Annotated in this window: 7 protein-coding genes; 5 read left to right on the top strand and 2 right to left on the bottom strand. The window is 68.2% G+C overall.

All coding sequences use genetic code 11. From position 1 onward, the window contains the following. Together B4L26_RS09860 and B4L26_RS09855 are read right to left on the bottom strand one after the other, a co-directional pair. A partial coding sequence (locus B4L26_RS09860; RefSeq protein ID WP_290718498.1) for an amino acid adenylation domain-containing protein occupies positions 1-1,799 on the bottom strand: 1,799 nt, incomplete at its 3' end. Continuing rightward, the gene (locus B4L26_RS09855) at positions 1,799-9,823 is read right to left on the bottom strand and encodes a non-ribosomal peptide synthetase (protein ID WP_290718480.1); all 8,025 of its coding nucleotides are present in this window, start codon (positions 9,821-9,823) and stop codon (positions 1,799-1,801) included. The genes B4L26_RS09855 and B4L26_RS09860, both read right to left, overlap by 1 nt. Positions 9,824-10,323: 500 nt before the next feature. On the opposite strand from B4L26_RS09855, the gene B4L26_RS09850 reads away from it, so the two are divergent. The 5 genes from B4L26_RS09850 to B4L26_RS09830 all read left to right on the top strand — a co-directional run. Continuing rightward, on the top strand, positions 10,324-11,646 hold the full coding sequence (locus B4L26_RS09850) for an ATP-binding cassette domain-containing protein (RefSeq protein WP_290718479.1): 1,323 nt from the start codon (positions 10,324-10,326) through the stop codon (positions 11,644-11,646). Beyond that, positions 11,643-12,467 (top strand): ABC transporter permease, encoded by an 825-nt coding sequence (locus B4L26_RS09845; protein WP_290718478.1) that lies wholly within the window; start codon positions 11,643-11,645, stop codon positions 12,465-12,467. The genes B4L26_RS09850 and B4L26_RS09845 overlap by 4 nt, the downstream gene beginning before the upstream one ends. Then, positions 12,464-13,333: an ABC transporter permease gene (locus B4L26_RS09840; protein WP_290718476.1), complete on the top strand. Its 870-nt coding sequence runs from the start codon at positions 12,464-12,466 to the stop codon at positions 13,331-13,333. Before B4L26_RS09845 ends, B4L26_RS09840 begins: the two co-directional genes overlap by 4 nt. Positions 13,334-13,351: 18 nt before the next feature. Further along, complete coding sequence (locus B4L26_RS09835) at positions 13,352-13,744, top strand: PPOX class F420-dependent oxidoreductase (protein WP_290718474.1); 393 nt, start codon at positions 13,352-13,354, stop codon at positions 13,742-13,744. 35 nt (positions 13,745-13,779) lie between these two features. After that, positions 13,780-14,155, top strand: a 376-nt coding sequence (locus tag B4L26_RS09830; RefSeq protein ID WP_290718473.1) for a YqhA family protein, incomplete at its 3' end; no start/stop codon positions are given.

Here is a 14,155-nt window from a genome sequence, read left to right as displayed (position 1 = left end):
ACGTCGGGCACCATGTACTCGGGCACCCGGCGCGCGACCGCCGCTCGGATGTCGGCGGTCTGGAGTTCGACTCCGTCATCGGCGACGACGTACCCGGCAAGCCAGTCGATTCCGTCGCGGCGCTGCTTCACCGCGGCCCCGGCCGCGTGCACGCCGGGAACGGCCAGCAGCGCCGCCTCCACCTCGCCGAGCTCGATGCGGAATCCGCGCAGCTTGACCTGTCCGTCGCCGCGCCCCAGGTATTCGATGCTGCCGTTGCGGGTCACCGCCGCATCACCGGTGAAGTACATCCGGCCGCCATCGGGATCGGACGGATCCGCGACGAACCTGGTAGCGGTCAAGTCGAACATGCCGGCGTACCCGCGCGTGACCTGATCGCCAGAGATGTAAAGGTCGCCTGGCACACCGTCGGGAACCGGGCGCAGCCGGCTGTCGAGGATCTGGGCGCGCACGCCCTCGATCGCGTATCCGATGTCGGATGCGTGCGTGACCGCGACGAATTCGGGCGTCAGTTCGCGACGCGTCACGTACACGGTCGTCTCGGTCGGCCCGTACATGTTGTTGAGCTGCGGCCCCTCGACACCGGCGGCGCGGCGGTCGGCGTGCCAGCGGCGCACCTGCTCGAAGTCCAGCGCCTCTCCGGCGAGGATCAGGGCGCGCAGGCTCGGGGCCAACTCCACGTCGTCGCGGGTGCGCAGTGCCGCAGCGAACTGGTAGAACGCCGACGGCGTCATGTTGACGATGGTCACGCCCTCGCGGTGCAGGACGTGGGCGAACTCGACGGGGCTGCGGGCGGTGTCGCGGTCCACCACCACCAGCCGTCCGCCGCTGACCAGCGACATCCAGATCTCGGCGACCGAGACGTCGAAGGCGAACGAGGTGAAGGTCACCCAGGTGTCGTCACACGACGGCAGGTAGTCGTGGTCGAGCGCGGCGAGCAGGTCGACGACGGCGGAGTGTGGGACGACCACCCCCTTGGGTGTTCCTGTCGACCCCGAGGTGTACATGACGTAGGCGGGGTGGCGCGGGTCCACGGCGGTCGGCAGGACGGCGGCCGGGGTGGTCGCGCCGAGTGCGACAAGGTCAGCCACGGTGCGCCGCTGGGCCGGCAGATCCGACCAGAGCTCGGCCAGCTCGTCGTCGACGATGATCACCGCCGGCTCGGCGTCGGCGACCACGCGTGACAGCCTCGCCAGCGGATGCGAGCGGTCCAACGGCAGATAGGCGGCGCCGGTCTTCACGACGGCCAGCAGGGCGACGATGGAGTCTGCACTGCGGTCGACGGCGACGCCGACGAGCCGCTCCGGGCCCGCGCCCACCGCGACGAGGCCGCGGGCCAGCGCATCCGAGTGCGCATCCAGCTCGGCATAGGAAAGAGTCGCGCCGTCCGGGCCGGTGATAGCCGTGCGATCGCCGCACCGATGCACCACCGACTTGAAGATCCCCGGCAGCGTTGCCCAATCCGACGATCCCAGGACTGCCGCCGCCGACGCACGGATCTGCGCGACGACCTCCGCGACGCGGGCCGCGGTGTCGGCCTGCGGTGCACCCGGCGCCGCAAAGAGGGGGGCGATGGCGGCCGTGACCGCAGCATCGCCACCCACGCCGCTGGCCGCCAGGACCGCCGCGGTGGATTCAACACGTTTCGCGAGGCCGCCCAGTTCCACCGGTCCCTGGGGTCCGGTGAAGGCGAGCACTCCCGGGTCAGCTACGGCAGCGGCGGCCATGAGGGCGCGCACCGGTTGGTTGTCCCCCGAGGTGCCCCACAACTCCGCGATACGCGTTTGCGGTGCGAGCATCACTGGTTGGGGGTTCCTTTCGCCGACCGGGGCCACAGGGCTTCAGCCGGGTTTTCGTCAGGGCTCCCATATACGTTACGGGCTTCGTCGGCGTTGGCACGAAGTTGGGTCAAAGCGTCGTCAAGCGATTCAGGTCCCCCGGCGGCCAGAGTGGGAAGCGCGGTGAAGAGTGCAGTGGTCAGGGCCGATCCGCCGTCGGAATCGGGCAGCACCGCGGCCAGGGCGGCCGACGTGGCCGCAAGCTCGCCCAGTGTGATGGCGGTCCCGTCAAGTTCGACGGCGAGGTGCTCTGGCGCGGCCGCGGCTGCGGCCGCAACCGCTTCGGGCAGAGGCAACGGCGCAGGTGCTCCAGCGGCATCGGCGGCCGGTTGGAGCGTCGTCACCAGCGCGATGTCACCCAGGACGATGGTCGGATCGTCGGCGACGGCTTCCAGGATGCCCAAGTACCAGTCGGCGAGACGCGTGATGGTGGACTCGTCGAAGAGCTCGGCCGCAAAGGCCCAGCTGGCACGCATGGCACCGTCTGTGCGGCCCGAAAGCGGATCGTTCGGGAACAGGGTCACCGCAATGTCGTTCTTAACCGTGGCGGTGGGGACCGGTTCGAGCTGCAGTTGCAGCCCCCCCAACTCGACGGTGGGGAAGCTGAGGTTCTGGAATGCGAACAACACCTGGAACAACGGGTTGTAGCCGGCGGTGTTGCCGCGCCCCAGGGCGGTCACCACTTCCTCGAACGCCACGTCCGCGTGGGCCAGGTCGGCGAGATCACTGCGGCGCACGGTGCCGACGAAGTCGTTGAACGGTGTGGCCGGATCCACCTCGGTGCGGAACGCGACCGTGTTGACGAACATGCCGACCACATCGTCGAGTGCTTGGGCCCCACGCCCCGCATACGGGCTGCCGATCACGATATCGGTGCGTCCGGAAACCTTTGCCAACAACACCGCGAGCGCGGCATGGGTGATCATGAACAACGTCGCGTTCGCCGTGCGCGCGGTCTCGGTCAGCCGCGCCACGAGCTCGGCCGGGATCTCCGATTCCACCTCGCCGGCGGCATACGTCGGCGTCGTCGGCCGCGGCCGGTCGGTGGGCAGCCTGAGCAACTCGGGCGCCCCGTCGAGCCGGTCGGCCCAGTAGGCCAGCTGGCGGTCCCGTTCGGTGACGCCATCGTCTTCGGCCGCCAACCGTTCCGCACTCCAGACCGCATAGTCGGCGAACTGCACTGTCAGGGGTGCCCAGCGGGGCACGTCGCCACCATGCCGGGCGTCGTAGGCCATCATGAGGTCCTTGGCCAGTGGCAGCGTCGACGCGCCGTCGACACTGATGTGGTGCACCACCAGGGAGACGATGTGCTCCTCAGGGCCCAACCGCAGTAACGCCGCCCGGATCGGCACCGCCGCGGTCACGTCGAAGCCTTTGTCGGTTACCGCCGCCACCGCAGCGGCCACCTGAACTTCGTCACTGCCGGTCAAGTCGGTGACCGGCACGTCGACCTGGGGCGCCACGGCTTCGGTCGACTCGATCACCTGCACCGGCACCCCGTTGATCATCGGGTACATCGTGCGCAGGGACTCGTGTCGGCCGATCACGTCCACCAATGCCGCACGCAGCGCGTCCTCATCCAGCTGTCCGGTCAGCCGCAGTGTCATCGCCACGTTGTACGCCGACGACTCCGGAGCGGCCCGGTTGAGCAACCACATCCCGCGCTGCACCGACGACACCGGCACCACCGCTGCCCGCGGCCGTGCCACCAGCGGCGGAACCGTGGCGCCGCTGTTCTTCTCGGCGAGCCGTACCGCCAACTCGGCCGGGGTGGGCGCCTCGAAAACGTCCTCCACGCCGACCGGGCGGTCCAGTACCTCCCCCAGTCGTGCAGCCAGTTTGGCCGCCGACAACGAGTTGCCACCGGCCTCGAAGAACCCGCTGGTCACACTGACGCGATCGATGTCGAGGACCGAGGCGACGACTGCGGCCACCGTGGCCTCCAACTCGGTGCGCGGTGCGACGAACTCCGCTGCGACGAACTCGATCGCCGGGAGCGCGCCACGGTCGATCTTGCCGATCGGGGTGCGCGGGAACTCCTCGAGGACCCGCACCGTGTGCGGAACCATGTGCGCGGGCAACCGCTCACGCGCGTAGGCCAGCAGCGCGTCGGGCGCGATCACCTCCTCGGCGCGCGGTGACACGTACGCCGCCAGCACCGTGTCTCCGCCCGGGCGCTCCACGCCCATCGACAGGGCTGTCGCCACCGACGGGTGGGACTCCAACACCGCGTCGATCTCGCCCGGCTCGATCCGGAGGCCGTTGATCTTCAGCTGGAAATCGCTGCGGCCCTGGTACACCAATCGCCCGTCGGCTCGGCGCACCACCCGGTCGCCGGTCCGGTACAACCGCTCGCCGGTGCCGAACGGATCGGCCACGAACGCGGACGCGGTCAGCCCCGGGCGATGGCGGTATCCCCGCGCCATCTGGTCGCCACCGAGGTAGAGGTCGCCCACTACGCCCACCGGCACCGGACGCAGACCCGCATCCAACACCAGACCAACCACCCCCGGCATCGGCGGGCCGATCGTCACCGTGGCGCCCGCCGACATCGGGCCGTCGACGCCGGTCCACACTGTCATCTCGGAGGGCCCGTACACATTGAAGAAGTCACGAGACGGCGCCCACGTGGTCACCAGGTCCTCCGGGCATGCCTCGCCGCCGCTGCATACCGTCCTCAACGACGGCACCTGCGCGGGCTCCATCGTGGCCAACACCGATGGAGTCATAGTGGCGTGCGTCACGCCGCCCTCGGCAATCGTTCGCGCCAGTGCCGGCCCCGCATAGGCGTCGGGCTCGGCCACCACCAAACGCGCGCCCGATCCCATCGCAAGCAACAATTCGTGAACCATCGCATCGAATGCCGGTGACGCCACGTGCAGAACCACCGAATCCGCCCGCGCGCCCAACACCGAATTCGTGTTCGCTACGAGGTTGGCGATACCGCGATGGGAGACTTCGACGGCCTTCGGCTTGCCGGTCGACCCCGAGGTGTAGATCAGATAGGCGGTGTCGTCGGGATAGACCGGGCGGGGCAGGTCGCTATCGGCGACCGCAGTGGTCGGATGACCTGCCAGGTGCAGCTCGGTCGACTCGTCCTGCAGGACGATCCAATTGACGTCCCCAACCGCGGGTGTATCGACTGCGGTTGTGGTGACGCCCGATATTGCGCCACTGTCGGCGAGCAACTCCGCCTGTCGCGCATCCGGATGCTTCGGATCGACGAACACGAACGCCGCACCAGCGACGGCCGCGGCCAACATTGCCACCACTGAGTCGACCGAGCGCGGAATCCGCACCGCGACCACCGACCCCGGGCCCGCGCCACGGGCCAATAGCTCGCGCGCCAACTGGTTGATCCGCGACGACGCCGCCGTCGCGGTGAGCCGCACGCCGGCACCGACCAGCAGCGCCTGTTCGTCACGCCTGTACCCGGCGGCCAACCAGTCACCGACAAACGCCCGCAACGGACGGGGCTCCACGACTCGCGCGACGGATGCGACCGCACGGTCGACCTCGTCGGCAGAAAGCAGGTCGATCCGCCCGATCGGGGCCTGGGCCCCCGCGGCCATTGCCACCAGGACGCGCTCGAGGTAGTCGGCGAAGGACTCCACCGACGACTCATCGAACAGGTCGGTTGCGTAGTTGAACTCCAGCGCCAGCCGACCCGAATCGAGGTAGTCCGTCACCGTCAGCGTCAGGTCGCTCTTCGCCGCCGGCACCCGCGCATCGACGACCTCGAATCCCAGATCGTCGTCGATGACCCCCATTGCGTCGGTCACCATCGTCAACGCCACCTGGAAGACCGGGCTGTGCGCCAGCGTGCGACTGGGCGCAACCGCATCGACGACCTGCTCGAACGGGGTCGTCGAATTGGCCAGCGCCTCGGCGCGCCCACGGTGGACCCGCGTCAGCAACTCCTCGACGGTCAGCCCCGGTGACACCGCCGTGCGCAGCGCCACCGTGTTGACGAACATTCCGATCAGATCGGCGACTTGCGGTTCGTCGCGCCCGGCCACCGCAGTGCCGACGACCACGTCGTCAGTGTCGTTCAACCGGGCCAGCACCAGCATCAACGCCGCTTGGACCACGCTGAATAACGTGACGCCCGACTGCGCCGCAAGCGACCGCAGCGCCGCCACCGCAGACTCCGACAGCACGCGGTCGACGAAGTCCCCGTGACCCGACGGGCGAGTTGGACGCGGCCGATCGGTGGGCAGTGAGATCACTTCGGGTGCGCCAGCCAGGTGCTCGGCCCAGAACGCGATCTCACGCGCGGCCACCGAATCCTCGTCGGCGGCATCGCCCAGGACGCGGTCGTACCAGAGCGAATAGTCCGCGTACTGCACCGGCAGTGGCGGGAAGAACGGAGTGAATCCGTAGCGCCGCGCGTTATAGGCCGTCAGTACATCGCCGATCAACGGCCGCAACGATGCGCCGTCACCGATGATGTGGTGCAGCACCACCACCAGCAGACTGGTCTGTGGGCCACTCACCAACACCGCACGGAACGCACCTGCCCCCAGGTCGAACCCCGCTGCGGCGACCCGGGCCATCTCGTCGTCGACGTCGTCGGTCTCCACCACCGACACCACCGATTCGACGGACTCCACCGGGTCCACGACCTGTGTCGGCTCGCCGCCTACCTCGACGAACCGCGTCCGCAGCGACTCATGCCGGACGACGACGTCGGCTACCGCTTGGCCCAGTGCCTCCACATCGACCTGCGCACCGAGCCGCACGGCTCCCGCCATGTTGTAGGTCGGCGAGGCAGGGTCCAAGCGGTTGATGAACCACAGCCGCGTTTGCGCCGCAGAAACCGGGACCGAGTCCGGCCGATCCCCGGCGACCAGTTCGGGTCGGGCCTCGCTGCCACCTACCTCAGCTGCTTCGGCGAGACCGGCGATGTCAGAGCAGTTGAACATCGCGGTCAGTGGGATGTTGAGGTCGTGTTCGACACGCAGTCGCGTCGCCAAGCGCGCGGCCGCGAGCGAATCGGCGCCGAGGGCAAACAGGTTGTCGCCGAGGCCCACCCGCTCCAGGCCCAACATGGCCTGGATTTCCTCGGCGATACGCGTCTGCACCGCACTCACCGGCGCTATGTACTGTGCCGCCGGGCGGTCGACGACCATCGGTTCCGGCAGCGCCGCCCGGTCCAGCTTGCCCGCCGAATTCGTCGGGAACTCTTCGAGAACCGTGATCGCCGCCGGGACCATGTGACTCGGCAACACCTCGGCGGACCGGCGCAACAGCCGGTCGACCAGGTCGGGATCGTCGTACGCGGTACGCACGTAAGCCACCACGCTGGTGCCTGCGGGCAGGTCGCGGACCACCGCCACCGCAGCTTCCACCGAGTCATCGGCGACCAGTGCCGCCTCGACCTCGCCGAGCTCCACGCGCTGGCCGCGGATCTTCACCTGGAAGTCGGTGCGCCCCAGGTACTCCAGATTCCCGTCGTCGCGCCAGCGCGCCAGGTCTCCGGTCCGGTACATCCGTTCGCCTGGGACGAACGGATTCGTCACGAAGCGCTCGGCCGTCAGCCCCGCTTGCCCCGCATAGCCGTGTGCCAGCTGGCAGCCGCCGAGGTAGAGCTCGCCCACCGCGCCCACCGGGAGCCGCTGGAAATGCGCATCGAGGACCAGGGTCTCGGAGTTGGGCGTGGGCCGCCCGATCGGCACGCCGCCGACGATCTCGCTCTCGACTGAGTAGGCGGTGATCTCCACCGCTGCCTCGGTGGGCCCGTAGGTGTTCAGAATCTCGATCTCGCGGCCGCTGCGCACCTCGTTGGTGAGCGCACCGGGAAGTGCCTCGCCGGTCGCCTGGACACGGCGCACCGACGCGGGGAACGACGGTCCGACCGTCTCCACGAAGACGTCGAGCATCGACGGCACGAAGTGGACGATGGTGACGTTCTCGCGCTCCATCAGGTCGCGCAGATAGTCCGGCTCCCGATGGCCGCCCGGACGGGCGATCACCATGCGGGCGCCCACCTGCAGCGGACCGAACAGCTCCGATACCGAGCAGTCGAAGGTGATGGGCGTCTTGTAGAGCCACGCGTCGGCGGGGGTGATCGGGAATTCCTCGCGCATCCAGGCCAGGCGGTTCACCACGGCGGCCATGCCCAGCTCCACCCCCTTGGGGGTGCCCGTGGACCCGGAGGTGAAGTAGACATACGACGGTGCGCCGGTCCCGGTCAACGGCTCCGACGGCCCGTCGGCCACCTGATCGGGGTCGAAGCCCTCGCGCTCGAGGAACTCGGCGTCGACGACCACGACCGGATCCGCCGCACCCAGCACCAAGTCCCGCCGTCCGGCCGGATCGGCGGGGTCCAACGGCACGTACGCCGCCCCAAGCGACGCCGCCGCGTACACCGCTGCGACCTGTGCCACCCCGCGATCGAGCACGATGGCGATACGATCGCCCAGCCCGACCCCGTGTGACCTCAGCACGCGCGCGAGCTCCGAACGGATCGCGTCGAAGCGGGCATAGGTGTACTCGCGGCCGTCGTCGGACACCGCCACCGCCTCCGGAGTGGACGCGACCTGCGCGGCGAACCGGTCAAGAATGTGCTCGGTCTCGATCGAATAATCGCGCTCCAGGCCCTGCTCGAACCCCGCCAGCAGCGCCTCCTCGCCCGGCAGCAGCAGCGGCAGCGCCCAGACCGGAGTGGTCGGATCGGCAACAAAGCCCTCGATGAACGCCATGAACCGGCGGTGGTGGTTCTCCATCTCGGCCCGCGTGTACCGGAACGGATTGCCGTGCAGGTCGACGACCAGCGGCGCGGTCGGACTCGACTGGTACAGGTTGACCAACAGGTCTTCGAGGATCCCCGAGGCCAAAATGCGGTACTCGACGCTGGCCCCGTCGATCTCGATAGGCGCGTCGAAGAAGACCATGTTCAGCGTCGGGCCGAACCCCACCGCATCGGGGTCCAAACCCGCGTCGCGACGGATGTCGTCGGACCGGTACCGCTGGTGGCGCAGCGCACCGGTCATCTCGACCTGCACCGACCGGACCAGTTCGGACACCGTCGCACCCGACAGGCCGTCCATCCGCACCGGCAGGATGTTCGACGCCATGCCCCCGGCCCGCTTGATCTTCGCCGTGGCCCGCCCCGTCACGGGCAGGCTGATCAGCACATCGTCGTTGCCAGTCATCCGGTAGAGGAAAGCGCCGTATGCCGCGGCCATCACCACCGCCATCGAGCTGCCCAGTTCGGAGGCGACCTGCTCGACGCGGGCCTGCACCTGCGGCGGCAACGCGGCGCTGGCGACGATGTTGTTCGGCGAGAGCTCCGTGGCCGAGGGCCGGCGGCTCAAGGTGACGCGCTCGGGAAGATCGGCCATCACTTCGCGCCAATGCTCACCGTCGGACTCGCGCCTGGTGCTGTCGGCGTACTTCTGCTCGTCGGCGACGATCTCGGCCAACGTCGCGGCGGGCTTCTCGTTGACCTCGACGCCGGCGCGTGCGGCGTTGTAGCGGTCCACCGTCATCCGCACCATCGTCAGCGCCGCGTAGCCGTCGATGACGATGTGGTGTCCGCGCCCGTACCAGAACGTGCGGTCGTCGGCGATGCGTAGCAACCGCGACAGCACCAGCGCATCACTGCGGATGTCGAGGGGCCGCCGGTACTCCTCACACATCCACTCGATCGCGGCGGCCTCGGGATCGTCCTCGCCGCGGAAGTCGATGATATCGACGGTGATCGGCAGGTCCGGGTCCACCACCTGGCCCGGCGACCCGTCCTCCAGGTCGACCAAACGGACGTACGGCGACTGCAGCACCCGGCCTGCTGCCAGCGTGCAATCGCCGAACAACTCGTGGTCGAACGAACCCGGCTCGTAGCGAATGTCCAGGTACTGGGCCACATTCACCGAATAGTCAGGCGAAAGGTTCTCGGCGAACCACATCCCCCGCTGCGCAGGCGTCAGCGGAAGAGCTTCCACCGACCCCTGGGCAGCACCGGACGCCCGCTCCACCGTCACCCCGACCTCCTAAACAGCGTCATTACAGTTTGTCGGTCCCGGCGATCCCCTCGTTACTCGGGCGTATCCAGTTGTGAGCCCCGACACAACACCCGCAGTTTACCGGCCGGTCAGGTGTGGGCGTGTCAGCAATGTGCGGTGGCGGGTGATGCCCGAGCGCCCAGTCGTGACAGAATTGGCTGGCTGGGTGACGTCTGCGTCGGCCGGGTCTGCGTGGGACCGGCGAGTAACACTCTGGCCTTCGGACACGATTTGGTGACACGACGGGAAGGGGTGCCGCGGTGGAACGCGACGACGAGGTCGGCGGTTGGAACGTGCACAAGCGCAGTGAACCGTCCCCACGCATCCAATGGCACGCCGAGTCACCCGTTGACGGCCCACCGCCGGTCCGGCGAAGTCAAGGTGCGCCCGCAGCCAACATCTCGCCGTCCGCGCCTGGGCCACTGCCCCCGGCGCAGCGTGTAGCGCTCCCCCAGAATCCCGTCCCCGCAGTCACCCCGATGTTCCCCGCGCCGGCCGTGACGGCACCTGCGCCGGCCACGACCACGGGTCGGCACTCACACGACGGGCGGCACGCATTTCCGCAGCCGGACGGCGCAAGCCCGGTCGGCCAGCGCGCCGCAGTCACGCCCGCGGCGAACATCCGCCCCGTCGACGCCGATGCACCCCAGGTGTACGACGACTATTACGGTGCCCTGCCAACGCCCGACCAGTCCGCCCAGACGGTCGACGGCCGGGTGGCCCTCTCGCCCACCGGCGCAGCCCCCATAGGGGCCACGCCCGCCGGTGCGCCCGGGTGGCTGGACGCTGGGGGAACGCCAGTGCCACCGCGCAGCCATGCCTCCCGGATACCGCGACCGCGCGTACCGCTGAGCGAGCCCGCAATCGAGGTCGTCGGGCTGACCAAGTCTTTCGACGGCAAGACCGTCGTCAACAGCGTCTCGTTCTCCGTGGCGCCCGGTACCGTGCTCGCCCTACTGGGCCCCAACGGCGCCGGCAAGACCACGACGGTGAACCTGCTGACCACGCTGCTCAAACCGGACTCGGGGGTCGCGAAGGTCGCTGGCCATGATGTCGTCAAGGATGCGCGTGAGGTGCGCAAGAAGATCGCACTCACCGGCCAGTTCGCTGCGCTTGACGAATCCCTCACCGGCCGCGAGAACCTGGTGCTGTTCGGCCGCTTGCAGGGTTTGCACAAGAAGGCCGCCCAAGCCCGCGCCGACGAGCTGCTCGTCCTCTTCGATCTCGTTCAAGCGGGCGCGCGCAAGGTCTCCGAGTACTCCGGCGGTATGCGGCGGCGCGTCGACCTCGCTTGCGGCCTGGTCACCGCGCCGGAGGTTGTCTTCCTCGACGAACCGACGACCGGCCTCGATCCGCGCAGTCGCCAAGATGTGTGGAGCCTCGTCGAGCGCCTGCGTGATCAGGGCGTGACCATCCTGCTGACCACCCAGTACCTCGAGGAGGCCGACCTCCTCTCCGACGAGATCGTGGTCATCGACACGGGCCGGATCATCGCTTCGGGCACGGCCGAACAGCTCAAAGCACAGACTGGTGGCACCTTCTGCGACGTGACTCCGGCCCATCTCACCGAACTGCCCCATCTGGAGTCGGTCCTCGCCGACCTCCTCGGTGTGGGGGGCCACCGCAACGACGTGTTCCTGTCAGTGCCCGCTCCTGGCGGCGCCGACGTCCTCGTCGAGATCGTGCGGCGCACCACCGAGGCCGGAATCGATCTCGCCGACATCACCATGCGGCGTCCTTCCCTCGACGACGTCTTCCTTGCCCTCACCTCACCCGGCGCCCCGGGCGCCCCAGTCCGATGACGGCGCTGACGGCCGGCCAGGCGGCAGCATCGCTCGCTCCGGCCGCAATACCTGTCGCCACCCCCAATTCGGTGCGACAGTGGTGGACGTTGTCTACGCGCGCCATTCGCGCGGTCGTCGTCAACGGCGAGATCATCATGGCCTTTGTGTCCCCGGCGTTCCTCGCCGTCTGTTTCTATCTGCCGCTGCGCAACATCATGAACATCCCCGGCATGAACTACGCACAGTTCCTCATGCCGATCATCGTGCTCCAATCGGTGGCCTTCACCGCGACCTCGGCGGCCATGCGCTCGGCCCTCGACGGCAAGAACGGCATCACCACGCGATTCGCGACGCTGCCGATGCCCACGGCCGTCCCACCGGCGGCGCGCTTCTCGGCGAACATCTTCCTGCTCATCATCTCCCTGGTGTGCGGTGCGGCAGCAGTGCTCATCATCGGGTGGCGCCCCGGCGGCGGGCTGACGGGCACGCTGGCCCTGATCGCCATCGCGGCAGCCATCGGCGCCTGCCTGATGACGATCGGCGATGCCCTCGGGGTCATCGCGCCGTCGCCAGAGGTCACCAGCCAGGTGTTGTCGCTGCCCATTCTCATCCTCGGCATGGTGTCCACCGGGTTCGCCCCGGTCGAGAAGTTCCCGCCGTGGATTCGCGGCTTTGCGCAGAACCAGCCCATCTCGGTGTGGGCCGACACGATGCGCCACCTCGACGGCGCGTCCGAGGCACCCAACCGGATAGGTGCCTCCCTCGGCTGGGTGGGCTTCCTCGCCGTCCTTTCGATCACGCTGATCCTCTTGGCCGCACGCAAGAACAGGCAACGATGAGCACGCCTACAATGTCGATCGGCCAACCAGCCGTCCCCACGCCGCTCGCCGACCCGGCCGCAGCGGTGCTGGCACAAGCGGCTCCGCCCAGCCCACGGGGCTGGGCCGTGGAGACGATGGTCCTCACCGGGCGACAGCTACTCGTGTGGGTACGCGACCCATTGGGTCTGATGACCGTGCTCGGCATGCCGGTGCTGACCATGATCATGTTCAAGGTGGTGCTCGGTGAGGTCGTCGGTTCGTCTACCGGACAAAACAGCGCTTTCGGCACTGTCCCGTTGGTCATCCTGTTGAGCGCGATGTTCGGTTCACTAGCCGCGGCGATCCGGCTCAACACCGAGCGCAGCACCGGCCTGTTGGGCCGGTTGGCGACACTGCCGATCAACCGCGGCGCCGACCTGAGCTCACGGGTGGTCACCGAACTCATCCGCATCCTCGTGACCACCGGAATCCTGCTGGGTGCCGGCCACGCCATCGGATTCCGCTTCACCCAGGGCATCGGACCCGCACTGGGCATCGTCGGTGTCGCGCTCGCCTTCGGCGGGGCATTCGCCGTCATGGTGCTCGCGCTCGCGGTCTTCTTCCGTACGGGTGCGCCAGTCGTCCCGCTCATGTCGCTGCTGACGAGCCTGTTGATGTTCTTCAACTCCGGTTTCGCCCCGGCCGACGGCTATCCCGGCTGGTTGCAGCCCATCGTGCGCAATCAACCGATGACCCCGGCTGTCGACGTGATGCGCAATCTCGCAGTCGGGGGGCCGGTGGCCCACAACCTGCTGGTCGTACTCGCATGGACAGTGGGAATCGTCGTCCTCTTCACCTACCCCGCGCTGCGGGGGTACTCCCGGGCAGCGACTGCGCGGGACTGAATGCACGAAAGGATCGCCATGGCGCCGACGTTCGACGAAGTGGCCCGTTCCCAGTACGTCAGCCTGACAACCTTCACCAAGGACGGGCGACCCAAGCCGACCCCGGTGTGGCTGGCGCCAGCGCTGTCGGGGGATGGCGCCTACTGGATCCTCTCTCAGGCCTCGGCATGGAAGGTCAAGCGAATCCGCAACACCCCCCGCGTGACGATCGCCAAGTGCGACGCCCGCGGCACGGTCAAGGGCGAGGCCGTGCAGGCGACGGCAAGTCTGCTCGACCCGTCTCACAACGACGAGGTCTACCGCGCGATCACCAAGCGCTACGGCCTGATGGGACGCGGTTTCGCCTTGTTCTCCAAGCTGCGGGGCGGCAACAAGAACAACATCGGGATCGAACTGCGGACGCTTGACTGACTCGCCCAAATCGGTCGGCTAGTCTGATTCGCGTTATGGAAACCACACCTGTCGCGCAGGTCTCGCCGCGCCACCCCGCCCAAGAGTCGTTCGTCCGCTTCATCGGATCCTCGATCTTCATCAGCCGCTGGCTTCAGGCCCCGCTCTACATCGGCCTGATCGTCGCCCAGGCGGTCTACGTAGTCGTGTTCTGGAAAGAACTGATCCATCTGGTCTCCGACTTCGACCACTTGTCCGAGGAAAAGGTCATGTTGATCGTCCTCGGCCTGGTCGATGTCGTCATGATCGCCAACCTACTGATCATGGTCATCATCGGCGGCTACGAGACGTTCGTGTCCCGCATCGGGATGGAGACCCACCCGGACAAGCCGGAATGGCTCTCGCACGTCAACCCGAACGTGCTGAAGGTGA

The sequence above is a fragment of the Gordonia sp. UBA7599 genome (assembly GCA_002477755.1).
GTDB lineage: Bacteria > Actinomycetota > Actinomycetes > Mycobacteriales > Mycobacteriaceae > Gordonia.
The sequence above is the reverse complement of the archived record's forward strand: the minus strand, read 5'-3'. Positions and strand labels throughout refer to the sequence as shown.

Bases quoted from the DNA above. Each gene is read 5' to 3' on its own strand.
- B4L26_RS09850 (WP_290718479.1), top strand. From the start codon at position 10,324: ATGTTCCCCGCGCCGGCCGTGACGGCACCTGCGCCGGCCACGACCACG.
- B4L26_RS09845 (WP_290718478.1), top strand. From the start codon at position 11,643: ATGACGGCGCTGACGGCCGGCCAGGCGGCAGCATCGCTCGCTCCGGCC.
- B4L26_RS09835 (WP_290718474.1), top strand. From the start codon at position 13,352: ATGGCGCCGACGTTCGACGAAGTGGCCCGTTCCCAGTACGTCAGCCTG.
- B4L26_RS09840 (WP_290718476.1), top strand. From the start codon at position 12,464: ATGAGCACGCCTACAATGTCGATCGGCCAACCAGCCGTCCCCACGCCG.